This window comes from Ruegeria sp. HKCCSP346 (assembly GCF_017872595.1).
In the GTDB taxonomy this organism is placed as follows: domain Bacteria; phylum Pseudomonadota; class Alphaproteobacteria; order Rhodobacterales; family Rhodobacteraceae; genus Ruegeria.
On sequence record NZ_JAEDOT010000001.1, the window covers coordinates 267,086 to 285,404 of the forward strand.

The window sequence follows — 18,319 nt, forward strand, 5'->3', positions numbered from 1 at the left end:
CCTCCTGTTCGGTTTCAAAAGCAGGGTGATGAGAAGTGGCGGCAATTGCAATCCCACAACTTCAGGGTGATCAGTCGCGGTAGTGAATAGCGGCGTGTGCCTGATCTGTTAACCACTTGATCATCTGACGATAAGGAACCGGGCCATAGCTGACGCGCGCCACCCCAAGTTCAGCCAGGCGGAGAGTGCCGGGGGTGCCGGGCAGGGCGATGATGTTGACTGGCAGGTTGGTACGCTCGCACAGATGGCCGATCATCGCCTCGTCTTTCAGCCCCGGAGCAAAAAAACCGCTGGCACCCGCTGCCTCATAGGCCGAAGCACGGGCAATGGCGTCGTTCAGCATGGCCTCATCATGTGTTTCTGCCGGGGCCTTCAGGAAAATGTCAGTTCTTGCGTTGACATAGGCAGGTATGCCCACGTCTTCGCAGGCCGCGCGCATGGCTTCGATACGTTTGGCCTGAACCGCTGTATCGTACAGCCCGTCGCCGCCGATGATCTGATCTTCGAAGTTGAAACCAACCACGCCCCAATCCAGCGCACGCTTGACGTTTTGCGCAATGCCCTGTGGATCTTCGGCATATGCCCCTTCGAAATCCAGTGTCACCGGAAGATCAACCGCTGCAACGATGCGGCGCGCATTGTCCAATGCGGTCTCAAGCGGGATGTTCTGACCGTCGCCAAAACCCTGTGCCATGGCGACAGGTGCGCTGCCTGTGGCAATGGCTTGCGCGCCAGCATCCCGCACCGCGCCGGCACTGCCGGCATCCCAGATGTTGAACAGAATGACGGGGTCGCCCTTTTTGTGAAGGCTGGCAAAGGTCTTCGCGCGTTGGGATTGATCGCTCATCGAGGCTCTCCTGTCGTGGTGTGATCAACAGTTAACCCCATGAGGGCAGACCGAGTAGAGGTTTTTTTGCTCGGCAGCGTCACATTGAAGTGACGGAAACCGCACGGCCCGGTCCACGGCAAGATGGTCCGGGTCATGCTGGTGCATGGGCAAACGGCGGTGCGTGCCTCAGGCTTCTTCTGCCGCGCCGGATACAAATTTTGCGCTGAAGTTGGCCTCACCCAAACGCTTCAACAGGTTCAGCTGAGTGTCCAGCCAGTCCTTGTGGCCTTCTTCTTCCAGCAAGATGCGTTCGAACAGGGTCCTTGACCCGACATCGCCGACCTCGGCGGCCTGCAACGCGGCCTTGGTATAGAAGTCGACCGCCTCGGTTTCATCCTTCAGGTCCGCGGCAAACATGTCTTCCAGAGACCCCGCTGCGACTGGACTTTTCTGAAACGCAAGCTCGGGCACGCCGCCAAGGAACAGGATACGCTCGATGAACGCGTCGGAGTGACCCAATTCTTCCTGCATTTCAGCGCGCATTTTTTCGGCAAGGATGTCCAGCCCCCAGTCCTCCAGCACATGGGCATGCAGCTGGTACTGGTGCGCTGCCGTCAGCTCCATATGAAGCGCTTGCTGGAGGTTGGTAATCGTTGTTGCGTTGCTCATCGGAAATCTCCTGAAACTCTGAACGGCATAGAGCCTGCGAAGCAGAAATTCTGCTTGCACATACAGTTAAGAGATCAGCCCGCACAAAACAACGCGGGGTGACAGTCCGACACAGCCCAGGGTCAGACCAGGCGAGAAGTGTCTTTCGCAGCGCGCACGAAATCGCGGAACAGGGGATGCGGGTCGAACGGTTTGGACTTCAGTTCCGGGTGGTACTGCACGCCGATGAACCATGGGTGATCTGACCATTCTACGATTTCTGGCAGGCGTCCGTCCGGCGACATGCCCGAGAAGTTGAGCCCGGCCTTTTCAAGCTGCTCACGGTACTTGATGTCCACTTCATAGCGGTGACGGTGGCGCTCTTCGATCTGTGTGCCGCCATAAACTTCAGCGACTTTCGATCCTTCTGCCAGCACCGCATTGTAAGCGCCCAGGCGCATGGTGCCGCCCTTGTCGTCACCGACCTTGCGTTCGACCTTGTGATTGCCCTGCACCCATTCCTTCAGATGGTACACGACAGGTTCAAAACGTTTCTTCCCGGCTTCGTGGTCGAATTCTTCCGAACCAGCTTCCTTGATGCCAGCCGCATTTCGGGCGGCCTCGATCACGGCCATCTGCATCCCAAGGCAGATGCCCAGGTAGGGGACTTTTTGCTCGCGCGCATATTGCGCGGCCTTGATTTTGCCCTCTGTGCCGCGTTCGCCAAAGCCTCCGGGGACGAGGATGGCGTGGAAACCCTCAAGATGGGGGGCGACGTCTTCGTTGTCGAACACCTCGGCGTCAACCCATTCGACCTTGACCTTGACCCGGTTGGCCATGCCGCCATGGGTCAGCGCCTCGGCAATCGATTTATAGGCGTCTTCAAGCTGCGTATACTTGCCTACGATGGCGACCTTCACTTCGCCCTCGGCGTTGTGGATGCGGTCGCTGACGTCTTCCCATTTTGCCAGATCGGGTTTGGGCGCTGGGCTGATCTGGAACGCGTCCAGAACGGCCTGATCCAGACCTTCGCGGTGATAGGCCAGCGGCGCGTCATAGATGGTGCTCAGGTCCTGCGCTGCGATCACGCTGTCGGGGCGCACGTTACAGAACAGCGCCAGTTTCTCGCGCTCCTTGGTCGGGATCGGACCTTCAGAGCGACAGACCAGAATATCCGGCGCCAGACCGATCGAGCGCAGTTCCTTCACCGAGTGCTGAGTCGGTTTGGTTTTCAGCTCGCCCGAGGCCTTGATATAAGGCAGCAGCGTCAGGTGCATGAAGATGCACTGCCCGCGCGGCTTGTCCTGACTGAACTGGCGGATCGCCTCGAAAAACGGTAGGCCCTCAATATCGCCCACGGTGCCACCGATTTCGCACAGCATGAAATCAACCTCATCCTCGCCGATGGCGATGAAATCCTTGATCTCGTTGGTGACGTGCGGGATCACCTGAATGGTCTTACCCAGATAGTCCCCGCGGCGTTCCTTTTCGAGCACGTTGGAATAGATCCGCCCCGAACTGACCGAGTCGGTCTTGCGCGCGGCCACGCCGGTGAATCGTTCGTAATGGCCCAGGTCCAGATCGGTTTCGGCCCCGTCATCGGTGACGAACACTTCGCCATGTTCAAACGGAGACATCGTGCCGGGATCGACGTTCAGATAGGGGTCCAGCTTGCGCAGCCGCACCGAATATCCCCGGGCTTGCAAAAGCGCGCCCAACGCCGCCGAAGCCAGTCCTTTGCCCAAGGACGAAACCACACCACCAGTGATGAAAATAAATCGCGCCATAGTTTTTCGGCTGCTCCCGTGAGACGTCAAAATCAGCTGCCCGACGGTTTCGAAAAACCGCTGCATCACGGGACTTCACGTATAAAGGATTCGCGCCAAAAGCGCAAGAGAACCGCAAGATGCTGTTGCAGTCCTCTTCCATGTTTCTAGGTTTTGTAGGTCAGTCGGCCTGCGGGATCAGCGGCGCGTTGTCGCCCTGTGCAGGCGGCAGAAGGTCATCCGCCGACGGAATTGCCGGAGTATTTTCTTCGTTTGAAGCCGGAGCCGGCACGCCCAAACGGTCGATCACCGAGCTGCCCGAAGATTTCTGCGCCGCCAGAATGGTCAGCGTGATCGAGGTCACGATGAAGCAAGCGGCAAGGATCCAGGTCAGTTTGCCCAAAGCGGTCGCTGCTGCACGGCCTGTCATGGCTCCGCCACCACCGCCACCCATGCCAAGGCCACCGCCTTCGGACCGCTGCATCAGAACAACGGCAATCAAGCCTAGGGCCAAAAGAAGGTGGATGATGAGAACGACGTTTTCCATGGTGTTCCTGTACAGCGTGGCGTGTATCGCGTGGTATCTATGCAAGTTTGCCAGCGGGGGCAAGTGAGGAGTTCGCATCACCGCACGTGATATGTCATATCACGTCAAAGGGACTGGACAGAACGCCGATGCGTGACGCAGGCTGCGGCCCATGCCTCATGACGACCACGACCACTCGCACGCCCTTTTGCCGCCCGAACCCGCGCTTCGCGTCAAAGCGCTGGAAACGATTCTGACCCGCAAGGGCTTGATCGACCCGGCGGCTCTGGACGAAATCATAGACACCTATCAGAACAGAATTGGCCCGCAGAACGGCGCGCGGGTGGTTGCCAAAGCCTGGAGCGACCCAGCTTTCAAGGCCGCTCTGCTGGAAGACGCCACCTCGATGGTCGCGGATCTTGGTTACTATGGACGCCAGGGCGAACACATGGTTGTTGTCGAGAACACGCCAACCCGACACAACATGGTCGTCTGCACCTTGTGCAGCTGCTATCCTTGGCCGTTGCTGGGTATCCCGCCGGGCTGGTACAAATCTGATGCCTACCGTGCCCGAGCGGTGCGTGAACCCCGCAAGGTACTGGCCGAATTCGGCCTCACCCTGCCTGAAGACACTTCGGTGCGGGTGTGGGATTCGACCGCCGAGGTTCGCTATCTCGTTCTGCCGATGCGTCCCGATGGAACTGATGGGATGAGCGAGGAGGCGCTTGCCGCACTTGTGACACGTGACAGCATGATCGGCACGGGTTTGCCGAAGGCCCCTTCATGACCCGCGTTCACGATATGGGCGGCCGCTTTGGAGATGGTCCGATAAATCCCGAGGCCGAGGACGCGCCGGTTTTTGCCGAAGACTGGCACGCACGGGCGCTGGCAGTGACACTTGCATCCGGCTTTCTGGGGCAGTGGAATATCGACGTATCCCGCCACGCAAGGGAACGGTTGTCGCCAAAGGACTATACCCGGTTTTCATATTACGAGAAATGGATTTCGGGCCTGGCTGACCTGTTGGTAGAACACGGCGTTCTTTCCCTGGATGACCTGCGCAGCGGCGGAGAGGATGGGCCGCATCCGTTGGCGGAACGGATGCTCAAGGCGGACGCCGTGTCAGCCGCTCTGGCCAAAGGTGGACCGGCGGACAGACCTTCGAACGTGGCGGTGCAGTTTTCTGTCGGTCAACAGGTGGTCACGACCCGTCCGGCGGGAAATCGCATTGTGGATGGAGGGCACACACGCCTGCCGAATTATGCGTCCGGTGCCAGGGGTCGAATACTGCGCCTGCACGGAACCCATGTCCTGCCCGATTCCAATGCTCATGGGCTGGGCGAAGCGCCTGAACCGATCTATGCCGTGGTCTTCCCCGCATCGGAACTTTGGACCAGCCCGGAGCATCCGGATGACGAAGTGGTACTGGATCTCTGGCAAAGCTATCTGGAACCGGCATGAGCGGCTGCAACGAACATTCAGCCCCAGAACCGGTGTTTGCCGAACCCTGGCACGCTCAGGTCTTTGCCGTCACCGTTGCCCTGAACGAGGCCGGGCGGTTCGAATGGGCGGATTGGGCGGCCCGGTTCTCGGACACGTTGAAGCGCCACGGGCTCGCGCGAGAGCTGGACGGCGGCGACGACTATTTCCGTGCATGGCTGGAAACGCTCGAAGGGTTGCTGGCCGAGCAGGGCGTCTCGTCGCCGCAGGAGGTGAAAGGGCTACATAAATCTTGGGAAAAGGCTTATCTGACGACACCTCATGGGCAACCGGTGCATCTGCGTTGATGCCGGGCAGGGGGCTCTGCCCCCGCCGCCCGTTCCGTGCGGCTCCCCCGGGATATTTTCAGCCAGATGAAGCAGGGGATCCGCTTTTCATCTGGCCATAAATATCCCCGCCGGAGGCATCGCGTGTTCGCGCGATTTTCATCTGCGGCGAAATATCGGTTTCCCTGTCGTTTCCGCCCAGCTATATGAGCCGGGTTTGATAACTCAGCGCAAAAGGACCGGATATGGCCAACGTGGTTGTTGTCGGCGCCCAGTGGGGTGACGAAGGAAAAGGCAAGATCGTCGACTGGCTCAGCGAACGGGCGGACGTGATCGCGCGTTTTCAGGGCGGGCATAATGCCGGACATACGCTGGTGATTGATGGCGAAGTTTACAAGCTGCACGCTCTGCCGTCCGGTGTCGTGCGCGGCGGTAAGCTGAGCGTAATCGGCAACGGCGTGGTGTTGGACCCTTGGCATCTGGTCAAGGAAATCGCGACCATCCAGGCACAAGGTGTAGAGATCACCCCCGATACGCTGATGATTGCCGAGAACACCCCGTTGATCCTGCCGATCCACGGTGAATTGGATCGCGCTCGTGAAGAGGCGGCCAGCAAGGGGACCAAGATCGGCACAACAGGTCGTGGGATTGGACCGGCCTATGAAGACAAGGTCGGGCGTCGTTCTGTTCGTGTCGCGGATCTGGCGGATGAAGCCACGCTCGAGGCTCGGGTGGACCGTGCTTTGCAGCACCATGACCCGCTGCGCAAAGGTCTGGGAATCGAACCGGTCGACCGCGACGCGCTGATTGCCCAATTGAAAGAGATCGCGCAGAGCATCCTGCCTTTTGCCGCACCTGTGTGGAAAGTGCTGAACGAAAAGCGCAAAGCCGGAAAACGCATCCTTTTTGAAGGGGCGCAAGGCGCGCTGTTGGACATCGATTTCGGCACCTATCCATTTGTGACCTCGTCCAACGTGATCGCAGGCCAGGCCGCGACAGGGGTGGGGATTGGACCGGGATCGATCGACTTTGTGCTGGGGATTGTAAAAGCCTACACCACCCGTGTCGGCGAAGGCCCATTCCCGACCGAACTTGAGGATGCGGATGGTCAGCGCCTTGGGGAACGTGGGCATGAGTTCGGAACAACGACAGGTCGCAAGCGCCGCTGTGGCTGGTTTGATGCGTGCCTGGTCCGTCAGACCTGCGCGACCAGTGGCGTGAACGGTATCTCATTGACAAAGCTGGATGTTTTGGACGGGTTTGAAACGCTTAAAATCTGCACCGGATATGAGCTGGATGGCCAACGGCTGGACTATCTGCCCACCGCAGCCGATCAACAGGCACGGTGCACCCCCATCTATGAAGAAATGCCGGGCTGGAGCGAATCCACTGAAGGCGCGCGCAGCTGGGCCGAATTGCCCGCCAACGCAATCAAGTATGTGCGCCGGGTGGAAGAGCTGATCGAATGCCCTGTGGCCCTTTTGTCCACCAGCCCGGAGCGGGACGACACCATTCTGGTGACCGACCCGTTTGCAGATTGATGAACAAAGAGCAGAAAACAGGCCTGAGCTACAAAGCGCGCCGGCGCTGGTCGTTGGTTATACTTGTGATCGGCCTGCCACTTTACATTGTGGCGGTGGTGACGGTTTTGAACTGGCTGGAGCGCCCCCCGATATGGGTGGAACTTCTGGTCTATATCGTTCTTGGCATTCTTTGGGCCCTGCCGTTCAAGTTCGTTTTTCGCGGCGTTGGCAAAGAGGACCCGGATCAATCCTGAGCCGGGTTTGGCACTGCAAAAGATTAAGCGGGCAAACGCCGTGCGTGTAAACGCGCGCAATTATACGTGGGTTCTGTGACTTTGCTGAATTGAGCCGGGCCATTGCTCGGACCAAGGCGGCTGGTCGGGCCGGGTACAATGGGCAACGCTGGGTCTTGTTTAACAGCGGGCGTTTGTCTCTGGACGTGCCATAGCAAAAGGGCCGGGGTTCACCCGGCCCTTTTTGTCAATTGGCGCGGCAGTCAGCCGACTGCGCGCTCATCATCAGGACGGAAGCCGATCAGGTCAGAGGCCGCAAAACGGCCGCCGCCGGCTTTTTCGATTTTTCCATCGCGCAGCAGCTGTCCGAAGGAACGCAGGCTTTCTTCGCGATTGAACTCATCCTGCTTCAAAGAACGAACCTTGTTCATCAGTTGCGGGCGCGAGAATTGTTGCTGTCCTTCGATGAAAGACAGGTAGGCCGCAGCCGCTTCAAGCAGGTCCTGAAGCGACTGTGCACCCTGATCTTGTGCGAATTGCGCAAAACCGCCTTCTGCCGACCCGGTTTCTTCTGCCTGAGTGGTCACGCGACGCGGCATCACGGGGCCGTTGGATTCGCTTTGATCGTCCACGCGCTGCTCGGCAACCAGCTTCAACGGAGCCGGAGCGTCTGCTTCCGGGCGTATGCTGGTCACGTTTACTTCGGGGCGGCGCGGGCTGACCGCTGACGCAAGATCAACGCGATACTCATCAACAGGCGAGGTGTTCGGGGCCGGTTGGTCATCACGGTCGGCCTCGGTCGCGGCAACGGCGGTGCGAAGGTGCGAATAGGTTTCTCGCGCGTCGCTGCTGGACGGATCCTCCATATGTTCACCGGTTTTGGCCATCAGTCGCGAGATATCCTGATCAGGATCGGCGTCATCCGTCAGTTTTTGGCTAGAACGGCCTGCCATGTCTTTTTCGATTTCGGAAATCTCGGACAGCAGCTGAATTTCGTCCTCTTCCGACAATACTCCTTGCGCCTGATCGTCTTGCGGATCGTCACTTGCTTCATCTTCGGATTCGATCGCCACGTCTTCGACGTTGAGGATGTTTGGAACATCCTCCTCGTCGATTTCCTCGTCGGTATCCTCTTCAAGATCCGAGAACAGGGGCTCAACAGGAAGCTGCGCGGAGTCGGTTGCGACCTTGATATCTTCATCCCGCAGGTGGTCGGGGGTCAGCTGCACCTGCTGTTCGGAATTGCTGTCGATATTCGGCTCGGCGGATTCGAAGGCCTGGTTTTCAGATTCTGCCGGCGCGTCGTCTTGCACGTCTTCGGCGTCAAGCGCTTGCAGATCCTCGATTTCCGAAGCCTCGGGCTGGGCAGGTTCAGCAAAGTCTTCTTCGTTGAGAGCGCCTGCTTCGAACGCGGCGGCCACGGCGTCCACCGGGGGGGTGGTGTTGGCCAGCAGCGAAGATTCCTCGTCTTCGGAATAGGCAGTGGGGGGGACGTCCGAATGAGAAACAACGGCCCGGATGCGTTGCAGTTTTGCGGCAATGCTGTCGGCCGGCGGAGATGTGGTGGCGTCGACGGCCTCCGCGTCCGTGAACGCGGTCCGCCCCGGGCTTGCTTGGGTATATTCGGGAGGGGGAGTGGTCATGGCATCTGCATTTTGCGCTTGCGAGACCGGTGCGTCAGACGCGACCGGTGCCGGGGCTTCGGTGTTTGGAGCGGCACGCAGCAGGAGCCCGGATTCGTTTTGGCTGGCTTCGACGCGTTGCGATGCGTCGCGGCGTGCGATACGGGTCAGCATTTCGGCGTCTGGTTGTGGAGGCTCTGAGCCGAAGTAACGATCATCTGCAGCAAGATCGCGGAAATATTCGGCAATGGCTTTCATCGTTTCAAAGGAATCGTCGAATCCTTCCAAAGTGCAGGAGAAGGTTCCATATGAAACGGTTAATACCTTGTTATTCTGTACCATCAGACGCACGTCCTTTACAAACTACGAGAGCCCACTTACCCGGAATCGGGAGCACACGAAGGCTCTGAACTTTATGCATGAACCTATCATTTTGTGGTCTTAATGTGTCCAAATCCGGGAAAAATGGCCAATCTTAGGAAAAATGAACCAATTGTACGCTCTGCTGATCCAATCGGGCTGTTTGGGGGTGGTTTTGTTGGTTCCGAGGACCTGAATTTGGTGCTGAACCGCGTCACTTCAGTCGTAGCGGCGGATGGTGGGGCGGCAGTTCTGACAGAATCAGGCCGGATTCCGGACGCGGTCATCGGGGATTTCGATTCGCTGGACAAAGCAACAAAAGCCAAAATCCCGTCTGACCGGCTTTTTGCCATTCGTGAACAGGACAGCACCGATTTCGACAAGGCCTTGCGCAATGTGCAGGCTCCACTGGTTTTGGGGGCCGGTTTTCTGGGCGGACGGCTTGATCATCAGCTTGCTGTTCTGAACGTGCTGGTCAGACGTCAGGAACAGACCTGCATTCTGCTGGGCGCGCATGAGGTGGTGTTTCACGCGCCTCGCCAAATCCGGCTGCCGGTTTTGCCCGGGGATGTGGTGTCGCTGTTTCCAATGCGCCCTGTGACCGGGCGCAGCACCGGGCTGGAATGGCCCATCGACGGCCTGCGGTTGCAACCGGACGACAGGGTGGGCACCTCTAATCGCGCGCTGTCAGTGGTTGAATTGCAGATGGATGGCCCGGGCCTGTTGGTGATGGTTCCCCGCGCCGCACTCGATCCGCTCATGCAGGTGTTTCTGTCGGGGCAGAGCGAGCGGTGGCCCGTTCGCGAAGAATAACGTACAAACCGGCGGCGACGGTGATCATGATCCCAACCGCTGCCAGTCCGTCAGGCAGGTCGCTGAAGATTGCCCAGCCAATCAGGGTTGCCACCGGGATTTCCAGATATTGCATCGGGGCCAGCGTGGCCGAAGGTGCATAGCGCAGCGACCATGTCATCAGCAGATGCGCGACAGTTCCTAGAATGCCGATAGCGATCAACAGCCAAAACATGTCGGGGGCGGGCAAGGCGGCTGACAGGTTCCAGATACCAAGCGATGTTCCGATCACAAGGACAGGAACCAGCCCCACAGTGGCCATGACACCAGACACCGCCTGCAAGGAAATCGGATCAGTTTCCTTGGCGATTTGCCGCGTGACCAGCATGAAAAGGGCAAAGACCACGGCAACGATCAACGGCAGCAGGGCAGGTAAGCCCACCTCGGCAAAGCTGGGCTGGATGACCAGAAGTGTGCCGATGAAACCGACGATGCAGGCCACGAGGCGCCGCGCGCCGACCTCTTCGCCCAGAACGTATCTGCCCAGCAGCAACATGATGAACGGCATGACAAAGGCAATGGCGACCGCATCAGCCAGGGGTAGGAACTGCAACGCACTGAACATCGCGGTTATGCCGATGATGTGCAGCAGCGTGCGGATGACTGTCAGGCGCAGGATGCGTCCATGCATCCGCCAGGGCCGGCCTGTCATCATCACCAGCGGAATGAGAATCAGCGCTTGCACCGCGAACCGGGCTGCAACCAGCAAACCCAACGGTGTCGTTTCGCCCAACAGCTTTGCCATCGCATCCCCCAAGGGTGCAAGCACGCAAAAACCGAGCATCAAAAAGATGCCCAAGACGGGACGATCCTGAGTCATGCGCGCGACGCTATCTGCTTCGCGGCGCAGTGGAAAGGTCGAATGTCAGGCGTCGGGCAGGGGGTGAACCTTTGTGTAATCCGGTCCGGTGCAGGTGGGCAGGTTGTCATCCAGATGCAGCCAGCTCAGTCTTTCCTCATGAGCCACGTGCAATGTGGGCTGCATTGCCTCGGGGGTCTCCAAAGTGGCGACGTATAGATGCAGCACATCCGACATTTTGGCCGAGCGGAACGAGATTGGCGTGCCACAATCCGGGCAAAAGCTGCGCTCGACTCCGGGCGAAGAGTTGAAGCGTTTCGGCTCTTCTCCGATCCAGCGCCAGTGACCGTCACGAACCGCGAAATAGGTTGTCATCGGCGCGGCGCATTGGCGTCGGCAGCTGTCGCAATGACAGGTGACGCAGGACAGGGAAGGAGGGTCGATCTCGTACTTGATGCTGCCGCACAGGCAATGTCCACGCATATCGACCCCCATTTGTTGCGATATCAGCAGTTTGGCACGTTCACGGCCAATCCGCCAAGCGAGGTTTCCTTGTATTTTTCGTGCATGTCATGGCCGGTCTGACGCATCGTCTCGATCACCGCATCCAGCGGCACGAAATGCTCTCCATCCCCGCGAAGGGACAAAGACGCAGCGGACACAGCCTTGATGGCCCCCAGCCCGTTGCGTTCGATACAGGGCACCTGAACCAGCCCGGCGACGGGGTCGCAGGTCATGCCCAGATGATGCTCCAACGCGATCTCGGCGGCGTTTTCAACCTGTTCGGGCGTACCGCCCATCACGGCGCAGAGCCCCGCCGCGGCCATGGCTGATGCGCTGCCGACCTCGGCCTGACACCCCGCTTCGGCACCCGAGATGGACGCATTGTATTTGACCAGCCCGCCAATCGCGGCCGCGGTCAGAAGGAAATCTTCGATATGGCTCTCCGAGGCACCGGGAACGTGGTCCAGATAATAGCGCAGCACCGCAGGAAGAACGCCCGCTGCCCCGTTGGTCGGTGCCGTTACGACTTGCCCACCGGCGGCGTTTTCTTCGTTGACCGCCATGGCGTAGACGCTCATCCAGTCGTTGATCGTGTGCGGCGCGGTCAGGTTCATGCCGCGTTCGGCGATCAGCGCGTCATAGATACCCTTTGCCCTGCGTCGCACTTTCAGCCCGCCGGGCAGAATGCCGTCGGTCCTCAAACCGCGTTCGATACAGGCATTCATGACGTCCCACAGACGAGCGCATCCTTTGGCGAAACTGTCGGCGCAGCCGCGCGCGATCTCATTGGCGCGCTTCATCTCGGCGATGGTTTTGCCGCTGGACTTGGCCATCTCAAGCATTTCAGCCGCGGATTTGAACGGGAACGGCACCGGTGCGCCCTCATCCGTTGCCTTGCCTTCGGCCAGTTCTTCTTCGGTCAGGACAAAGCCGCCACCGATGGAATAGAATACCTGGCGCAGGATCACGTCCCCCTGCGCGTCCGTGGCCATCAGGATCATCCCGTTGGCGTGTCCCGGCAGGTTGGTGTCATAGTCGAAGATCAGGTCTGTTTTGGGATCGAACTGAAGCGTCGGCAGGCCGTCGGGGGTAACCGTGTGCGTCTTGGCGATATCCGCCAATGCGGCCTCGGCCTTGTTGTTGTCATAGGTGTCCGGAACAAAGCCGGCCAGGCCCAGAATGGTCGCCCGGTCGGTCGCATGGCCGACGCCGGTAAAGGCGAGCGAGCCATGCAGCGAGCCCTTCAGACCCGCAAATTCGAAAGGTGAAGCACGCATCATATCCAGAAAGCGCGCCGCTGCCACCATGGGGCCCATGGTGTGCGAGGAGGACGGGCCGATGCCCACTTTGAACATATCGAAGACAGAGAGGAACATGTCAGGTAGCTGAGCCTTCTAAGGGGTTGGCGTAAATAGGAGAGGTGTACGGTGCGGGGCCCAGGCCCTCGGCCACGATGGCCGTGTGGGTGGCGGGGCGTGTCTCGAGCTGTGCCAGGATGGTTTGCAGGGTCGGGGTGTCAGACAGCGCATACCAACTGCGATTTGCATCGGCCGGATACAAGGCCATCCAACGCATCATGCAGGCGACATAATAGGTCAGAACCGACGGGCATTCCGCGCAGAACCAGGCTGGCGCGCGTTTTGCCAGCGCGTCCAGCAGTTGCAGGTGCTGCTTTAAACGGGGTCGGATGCCTGCACGCAGGGTATCAGCCTGTGGCGGGGTGATGTATTTCTCGGCATAGAACAGAATGCGCAGATCGGCGTGCAGCGTGTTGGACGCAAAGAACAGCCATTTCAAAAACTCGGCGCGTTCGGGGGCGTCTGCCGCCGGGGCCAGTTGCCCGTGGCGCTCGGACAGCCACAGCAGAATTGCCGCCGTTTCAAAGATCGGCCCTTGCGGAGTTTCAAGCACCGGGATCAGCCCGTTGGGGTTCAATGACCTGTACGCCGCGCTGTCCTGTTCGTTTCGACGGCGATCGACCAGCACAGCTTCATAGGGCACACCCATTTCTTCCAGCACCAGCCGGATCACCAGCGAGGCGTTGTCAGGGGCGTAGTGCAGGCGGTATCGGTTCAACATGCGGGCAATCTATATGACAAAGATGAGGGCGTAAGACATGATTGCGACGTTTCCGATAGGAAACGCGCAGTCTTCAGGCATCTTTACGCTTGCCGAACCGCAAAATGTGGTCGCAGTCGCGCGGCGCATTCCCTATAACTCCGGCAGGCCAAACTGGGAAAGCTGCCATGACCGGAGAACTGTCGCCCATCGACACCGCAAAATACGTGGCCGCATGTCGTGCCGCCGAGATGGTCGAGGACGGCATGCGCGTGGGTCTTGGAACGGGATCCACTGCGGCCTGGCTGGTCCGTCGTTTGGGCGAACGGGTGCAAGACGAAGGTCTGCGGATCAAGGGCGTTCCCACGTCCACCCGCACCGCGCAGCTGGCACTCGAAGTCGGGATCGAAGTCATTTCTCTGGATCAGGCCGGGTGGCTGGACATGACCATCGACGGCGCGGATGAATTCGACCCTGACCTGAACCTGATCAAGGGCGGCGGCGGCGCGCATTTGCAGGAAAAGATCGTTGCCACGGCCAGCGATCAGATGGTTGTCATCGCAGATGCCGGGAAAGAGGTGGAAACGCTGGGTGCTTTCCCCTTGCCGGTCGAGGTTGTTCCATTTGGCTGGCAAACCACGCGAACACTGATCGAAGAAGCGCTGGACGCGATGGATGTACTTGGAACCTCGTCGGCGCTGCGTATGAATGGCGCGGCCCCGTTCGTGACGGATGAAGGCAATCACATTCTGGACCTGCACCTGAAACGCATCGGCAATCCCCGTCAGATGGCCCTGATCCTCAACCAGGTTCCTGGCGTGGTGGAAAACGGCCTGTTTATCGATATTTGTGACAAGGTCATCATCGGCCACGGCGACGGGCGGGTCGAACTGCGGGATATCAACGCGGGCACCCTGGAATTGGATCAGCTGCTGAGCGGATCCCGTGAAAACCTGTTTTCCGACCAAACGGACTGAGTTTTATGCAAGCCAATCGGACAAGCGTCGGCAAAAGATCGAAAATTCCGCGCCCGGGGGTTGGCACCGGGGTTTTCGCGCCCAGATATCCAGAGGAATTTTGCAAGTTGAACGAAGGAACCCGGCATGAGCTTTGACTATGATCTTTTTGTCATCGGCGGAGGCTCGGGCGGGGTCCGGGCGGCACGCGTAGCGGCGGGTGAAGCCGGTGCAAAGGTCGCGCTGGCTGAAGAAGACCGCTATGGCGGCACCTGTGTGATCCGGGGCTGCGTGCCTAAGAAACTGATGGTCTTTGCCAGTGAATACTCGGGCATGATCGAAGATGCGCAAGCTTATGGTTGGGATGTTCAGCCCGGCCCGTTTGATTGGGGCATGTTTCACGGCAAACTGGTTGCCGAACTGGACCGGTTGGAAGGGATTTATCGCAGCATCCTGAAAAACAACGGCGTTGAAAGCTTTGATCAGCGCGCGCGCCTGGTGGATGCGCACACGGTCGAGCTGGCCGATGGCACCCGAAAAACCGCCAAACACATCTTGATTGCAACAGGCGGTCGACCGGTGGTGCCGGACTTCCCGGGATCGGATCTTGCGATCACGTCGAATGAGATTTTCCATCTGGACAAGCTGCCCGAAAGCATTCTGATTGTTGGTGGCGGTTATATCGCCAGCGAGTTTGCCGGGATCATGAACGGTCTGGGTGTCAAGACCACGCAATTCTACCGCGGTGCGCAGATCCTGCGTGGTTTTGACGAAGAAGCGCGTGGGCTGATCTGCGAAGAGATGCGCCAGAACGGCATCGATGTCCGTCTGGGCACCAATGTGCTGGAAATGGCCAAAGATGGTGACCAGATCCGCGTCAAGGCGACGGACGGCACTGAAGATCGTTTCGATGTCGTCATGTACGCCACGGGCCGGGCACCGAATGCCGATAACCTCGGGCTGGAAGAGCTGGGCGTCGAACGTGGGCGCAAGGGCGAGATCGTCGTGGATGAATACAGCCAGACCGCCGTTCCGTCGATCTATGCCATTGGCGATGTGACCGACCGGGTCAACCTGACACCCGTGGCCATCCGCGAGGGTATGGCTTTTGTGGAAACCGTCTTCAAAGGCAACCCAACCCCTGTGGATCACGCGCTGATCCCAACCGCCATTTTCACCCAACCGGAATTCGGCACAGTCGGCCTGAGCGAGGAAGAAGCCTCGGCCCAGGAACCGATCGAGGTCTATGCCACTTCGTTCAAACCGATGCAGAAGGCGTTTGCCGGTGGCACGCAACGGGTTCTGATGAAACTGATCGTGTCTCAGGCCACGCGCAAGGTACTGGGTTGCCATATTGTCGCCCCCGGAGCAGGAGAGATGATCCAGCTGGCCGGAATTGCCGTAAAGATGGGCGCGACAAAGGAAGATTTCGATCGCACGGTTGCAGTACATCCCGTTATGGCGGAAGAACTGGTGACAATGCGGCAACCTGTACGCTGTGCTTGATTTGCAAGCGCGCGCACACAAGTTACAAGTGTGCCCGTGATCACACGGGCCAAAACGAAGGAATTGATACATATGGCGGGCAACAGCGGTGGCCCCTGGGGGGGCGGAGGCTCATCCGGAGGTGGAGGAAATCGGGGCAACAACGGTGACGGGCGCAAGCCCCCCGAAGGCGAAGGCCCGCAGATCCCCGAGATTGATGAGCTGATGAAAAAAGGCCAGGAGCAGCTGCGCGTCCTGATGGGCGGTCGCGGCGGCGGTGGCCGTAGTGGCAGCGGTGGTCAGGGCGGTGGAGGCCCGGCCTTTACCAAAGGTACGGTTGCGATTGGTCTGGTGGCAGCTGCCGTTTTGTGGGGGCTGGCCAGCTTTTATACTGTAAAACCGGAAGAACAGTCAGTTGAGCTGTTTCTGGGTGAGTTTTCGGCCGTGGGTAATCCGGGTCTGAACTTTGCGCCATGGCCGTTTGTCACTGCCGAGGTGATTCCGGTCACCCGCGAACAGACCGAAGATATGGGCGGAGCCCGGGGCAGCGACGATGGCCTCATGCTGACCGGCGACGAAAACGTGGTCGATATCGACTATCAGGTCGTCTGGAACATCAACGACCCGGCCAAGTTCCTGTTCAATCTGCGTGATCCGCGTCAGACGATCCGTGCCGTGTCGGAATCGGCGATGCGCGAGATTATCGCGCAGAGCGAGCTGGCACCAATCCTGAACCGGGATCGCGGCATCATTGCTGAGCGCCTTCAGGAACTGATCCAGACGACGATGGACAGCTACGATTCGGGTGTGAACATCATCCGAGTGAACTTCGACAAGGCCGACCCGCCGCAGGACGTGATCGCCGCCTTCCGCGATGTTCAGGCCGCCGCGCAGGAGCGTGATCGGCTGCAAAACGTCGCCGACGCCTACGCCAACCGGGTTTTGGCTGAGGCGCGCGGTGAAGCTGCCCAGGTACTGGAAGAAGCCGAAGCCTACCGCGCACAGCAGATCAACAGCGCCATGGGTGAGGCGAGCCGTTTCAGCGCGGTTCTGGAAGAATATTCCAAAGCGCCTGATGTGACTCGCAAACGTCTGTACCTGGAGCGGATGGAGCAGGTTCTGGGTGACGTGGACAAGATCATTCTGGACGAAAACTCGACCGGATCGGGGCAGGGCGTCGTACCTTACCTGCCGCTGAACGAACTGCGCCGCAATTCCGGACAGGAGAGCAACTGATGCGTAAAGCGACCTTTATTCTGCCGATCGTTTTCATCGCGATTGTTGGTGTACTGTCTTCGATCTTTATCGTGGATGAACGTGAGCGCGCGTTGGTTCTGCAATTTGGCCGCGTTGTTGCGGTCAAGGAAGAGCCGGGTCTGGCGTTCAAGATCCCGCTGATTCAGGAAGTTGTCCGCTATGACGACCGGATCCTGTCCATCGACGTTCAGCCGTTGGAGGTTACGCCTCTGGATGATCGCCGACTGGTGGTTGATGCCTTCGCCCGCTATCGGATTTCTGATCTGGAACAGTTCCGTCAGGCCGTTGGTGTGGGTGGTATTCCGGTCGCCGAAGACCGTCTGGATCGTATCCTGCGCGCTGAAACCCGCGAAGTACTGGGTTCGGTCTCCTCGCGTGACATCCTCAGTTCAGACCGTGCCGCGCTGATGCTGCGCATCCGCAACAGCGCGATTGCCGAAGCGCGGGCGCTGGGCGTCAACGTTATCGACGTGCGCCTGAAGGCAACCGACCTGCCGCAGGCGAACCTTGAGGCAACATTCGATCGGATGAAGGCTGAACGCGAACGTGAGGCGACCGACGAGCGCGCCCGCGGTAACGAAGCTGCACAACGTGTTCGCGCGCAGGCAGACCGTACCGTGGTCGAACTGGTCTCGGATGCCCGTCGTGAGGCGGAAATCATCCGCGGTGAAGCTGACGCCGAACGCAACGCGATCTTTGCAGAAGCGTATGGTGCAGACCCGGAGTTCTTCGAGTTCTACCGTTCGCTGACCGCGTATGAAAATGCGCTGCAAGGTGGTAATAGCTCATTGATCCTGAGCCCGGATTCCGAGTTTTTCAACTACCTCGCTTCGCCAACCGGACGGCGAGCACCGGCGGCTGCGGCGTCTGAATAATGGGTATGATCCTTCTGGCTTTCGGGCTGGTACTGATTGTCGAGGGGCTGGCCTATGCGCTGGCCCCTTCGCTTATCGAGCGGATGCTTGAAGCCTTGCGGGACATGCCAGAGCAAGCCCGGCGATTGGTCGGATTGCTATGCGTGATCAGCGGTTTGGTCCTGCTTTGGGGCGCGCAACAATTGGGATTTTGACGCTGTGGTTTCACTTGCTGGTGATTTCGCTGCGATCCCGAGTTGCTCGTGGGGGCAAACTGACTA

General features: G+C 59.2%; 20 protein-coding genes. 11 read left to right on the forward strand and 9 right to left on the reverse strand.

Translation table 11 applies throughout. From position 1 onward, the window contains the following. Positions 1-70 precede the first annotated feature (70 nt). From I9185_RS01360 to secG, 4 genes are all read right to left on the reverse strand, one after another. Positions 71-847 (reverse strand): isocitrate lyase/phosphoenolpyruvate mutase family protein, encoded by a 777-nt coding sequence (locus tag I9185_RS01360; RefSeq protein WP_210092164.1) that lies wholly within the window; start codon positions 845-847, stop codon positions 71-73. A gap of 168 nt (positions 848-1,015) precedes the next feature. After that, positions 1,016-1,498 (reverse strand): bacterioferritin, encoded by a 483-nt coding sequence (locus I9185_RS01365; RefSeq protein WP_152457573.1) that lies wholly within the window; start codon positions 1,496-1,498, stop codon positions 1,016-1,018. Positions 1,499-1,620: 122 nt separating this feature from the next. Further along, positions 1,621-3,264, reverse strand: a complete 1,644-nt coding sequence (locus I9185_RS01370; protein ID WP_171723510.1) for a CTP synthase — start codon at positions 3,262-3,264, stop codon at positions 1,621-1,623. Positions 3,265-3,424: 160 nt separating this feature from the next. Continuing rightward, the gene (gene secG, locus I9185_RS01375) at positions 3,425-3,790 is read right to left on the reverse strand and encodes a preprotein translocase subunit SecG (protein ID WP_171723509.1); all 366 of its coding nucleotides are present in this window, start codon (positions 3,788-3,790) and stop codon (positions 3,425-3,427) included. 151 nt (positions 3,791-3,941) lie between these two features. Here secG and nthA point away from each other — a divergent pair, with 151 nt between their 5' ends. From nthA to I9185_RS01400, 5 genes are all read left to right on the forward strand, one after another. Then, a complete protein-coding gene (gene nthA / locus I9185_RS01380; RefSeq protein WP_210092165.1) occupies positions 3,942-4,556 on the forward strand; it encodes a nitrile hydratase subunit alpha in 615 nt (204 codons plus the stop codon). Further along, positions 4,553-5,230 carry a nitrile hydratase subunit beta gene (nthB, locus tag I9185_RS01385; RefSeq protein ID WP_210092166.1) on the forward strand — a complete coding sequence of 226 codons (678 nt, stop codon included), beginning with the start codon at positions 4,553-4,555 and terminating at the stop codon, positions 5,228-5,230. The genes nthA and nthB overlap by 4 nt, the downstream gene beginning before the upstream one ends. Then, positions 5,227-5,556 carry a nitrile hydratase accessory protein gene (locus I9185_RS01390; protein WP_171723507.1) on the forward strand — a complete coding sequence of 110 codons (330 nt, stop codon included), beginning with the start codon at positions 5,227-5,229 and terminating at the stop codon, positions 5,554-5,556. The genes nthB and I9185_RS01390 overlap by 4 nt, the downstream gene beginning before the upstream one ends. 224 nt (positions 5,557-5,780) lie before the next feature. After that, positions 5,781-7,076 (forward strand): adenylosuccinate synthase, encoded by a 1,296-nt coding sequence (locus tag I9185_RS01395; RefSeq protein WP_171723506.1) that lies wholly within the window; start codon positions 5,781-5,783, stop codon positions 7,074-7,076. Beyond that, positions 7,076-7,312, forward strand: coding sequence for a DUF2842 domain-containing protein (locus I9185_RS01400; protein ID WP_171228487.1), 237 nt, complete (start codon positions 7,076-7,078; stop codon positions 7,310-7,312). Before I9185_RS01395 ends, I9185_RS01400 begins: the two co-directional genes overlap by 1 nt. Positions 7,313-7,554: 242 nt before the next feature. On the opposite strand, the gene I9185_RS01405 is transcribed toward I9185_RS01400, so the two are convergent. Further along, positions 7,555-9,255 carry a hypothetical protein gene (locus tag I9185_RS01405; protein ID WP_210092167.1) on the reverse strand — a complete coding sequence of 567 codons (1,701 nt, stop codon included), beginning with the start codon at positions 9,253-9,255 and terminating at the stop codon, positions 7,555-7,557. Between the two features lie 219 nt (positions 9,256-9,474). On the opposite strand from I9185_RS01405, the gene I9185_RS01410 reads away from it, so the two are divergent. After that, entirely contained in the window at positions 9,475-10,086 is a 612-nt protein-coding gene (locus I9185_RS01410) for a thiamine diphosphokinase (RefSeq protein ID WP_348539703.1), read from the forward strand. On the opposite strand, the gene I9185_RS01415 is transcribed toward I9185_RS01410, so the two are convergent. The 4 genes from I9185_RS01415 to I9185_RS01430 are packed head-to-tail and all read right to left on the reverse strand — an operon-like array spanning position 10,031 to position 13,507. Beyond that, positions 10,031-10,945 (reverse strand): DMT family transporter, encoded by a 915-nt coding sequence (locus I9185_RS01415; protein ID WP_210092169.1) that lies wholly within the window; start codon positions 10,943-10,945, stop codon positions 10,031-10,033. The genes I9185_RS01410 and I9185_RS01415 overlap by 56 nt on opposite strands. A gap of 45 nt (positions 10,946-10,990) precedes the next feature. Then, positions 10,991-11,407 carry a GFA family protein gene (locus I9185_RS01420; RefSeq protein WP_171633363.1) on the reverse strand — a complete coding sequence of 139 codons (417 nt, stop codon included), beginning with the start codon at positions 11,405-11,407 and terminating at the stop codon, positions 10,991-10,993. 23 nt (positions 11,408-11,430) lie between these two features. Beyond that, positions 11,431-12,804 (reverse strand): L-serine ammonia-lyase, encoded by a 1,374-nt coding sequence (locus I9185_RS01425; RefSeq protein ID WP_171633361.1) that lies wholly within the window; start codon positions 12,802-12,804, stop codon positions 11,431-11,433. 1 nt (position 12,805) lies between these two features. Next, positions 12,806-13,507 (reverse strand): glutathione S-transferase family protein, encoded by a 702-nt coding sequence (locus tag I9185_RS01430; protein WP_210092170.1) that lies wholly within the window; start codon positions 13,505-13,507, stop codon positions 12,806-12,808. A 167-nt stretch (positions 13,508-13,674) separates the two neighbouring features. Between I9185_RS01430 and rpiA the strand changes: the two genes are divergently transcribed. The 5 genes from rpiA to I9185_RS01455 all read left to right on the forward strand — a co-directional run bounded on the left by rpiA (position 13,675) and on the right by I9185_RS01455 (position 18,253). Further along, positions 13,675-14,463, forward strand: a complete 789-nt coding sequence (gene rpiA / locus I9185_RS01435) for a ribose-5-phosphate isomerase RpiA (RefSeq protein ID WP_210092171.1) — start codon at positions 13,675-13,677, stop codon at positions 14,461-14,463. 126 nt (positions 14,464-14,589) lie between these two features. Then, positions 14,590-15,948, forward strand: coding sequence for a glutathione-disulfide reductase (gene gor / locus I9185_RS01440; protein WP_210092172.1), 1,359 nt, complete (start codon positions 14,590-14,592; stop codon positions 15,946-15,948). A gap of 72 nt (positions 15,949-16,020) precedes the next feature. Continuing rightward, positions 16,021-17,163 carry an FtsH protease activity modulator HflK gene (gene hflK, locus I9185_RS01445; RefSeq protein ID WP_171633351.1) on the forward strand — a complete coding sequence of 381 codons (1,143 nt, stop codon included), beginning with the start codon at positions 16,021-16,023 and terminating at the stop codon, positions 17,161-17,163. After that, positions 17,163-18,059: a protease modulator HflC gene (locus I9185_RS01450; protein ID WP_152457590.1), complete on the forward strand. Its 897-nt coding sequence runs from the start codon at positions 17,163-17,165 to the stop codon at positions 18,057-18,059. The genes hflK and I9185_RS01450 overlap by 1 nt, the downstream gene beginning before the upstream one ends. Then, positions 18,059-18,253 carry a DUF2065 domain-containing protein gene (locus I9185_RS01455; protein ID WP_152457591.1) on the forward strand — a complete coding sequence of 65 codons (195 nt, stop codon included), beginning with the start codon at positions 18,059-18,061 and terminating at the stop codon, positions 18,251-18,253. The genes I9185_RS01450 and I9185_RS01455 overlap by 1 nt, the downstream gene beginning before the upstream one ends. Positions 18,254-18,319: the final 66 nt, after the last annotated feature.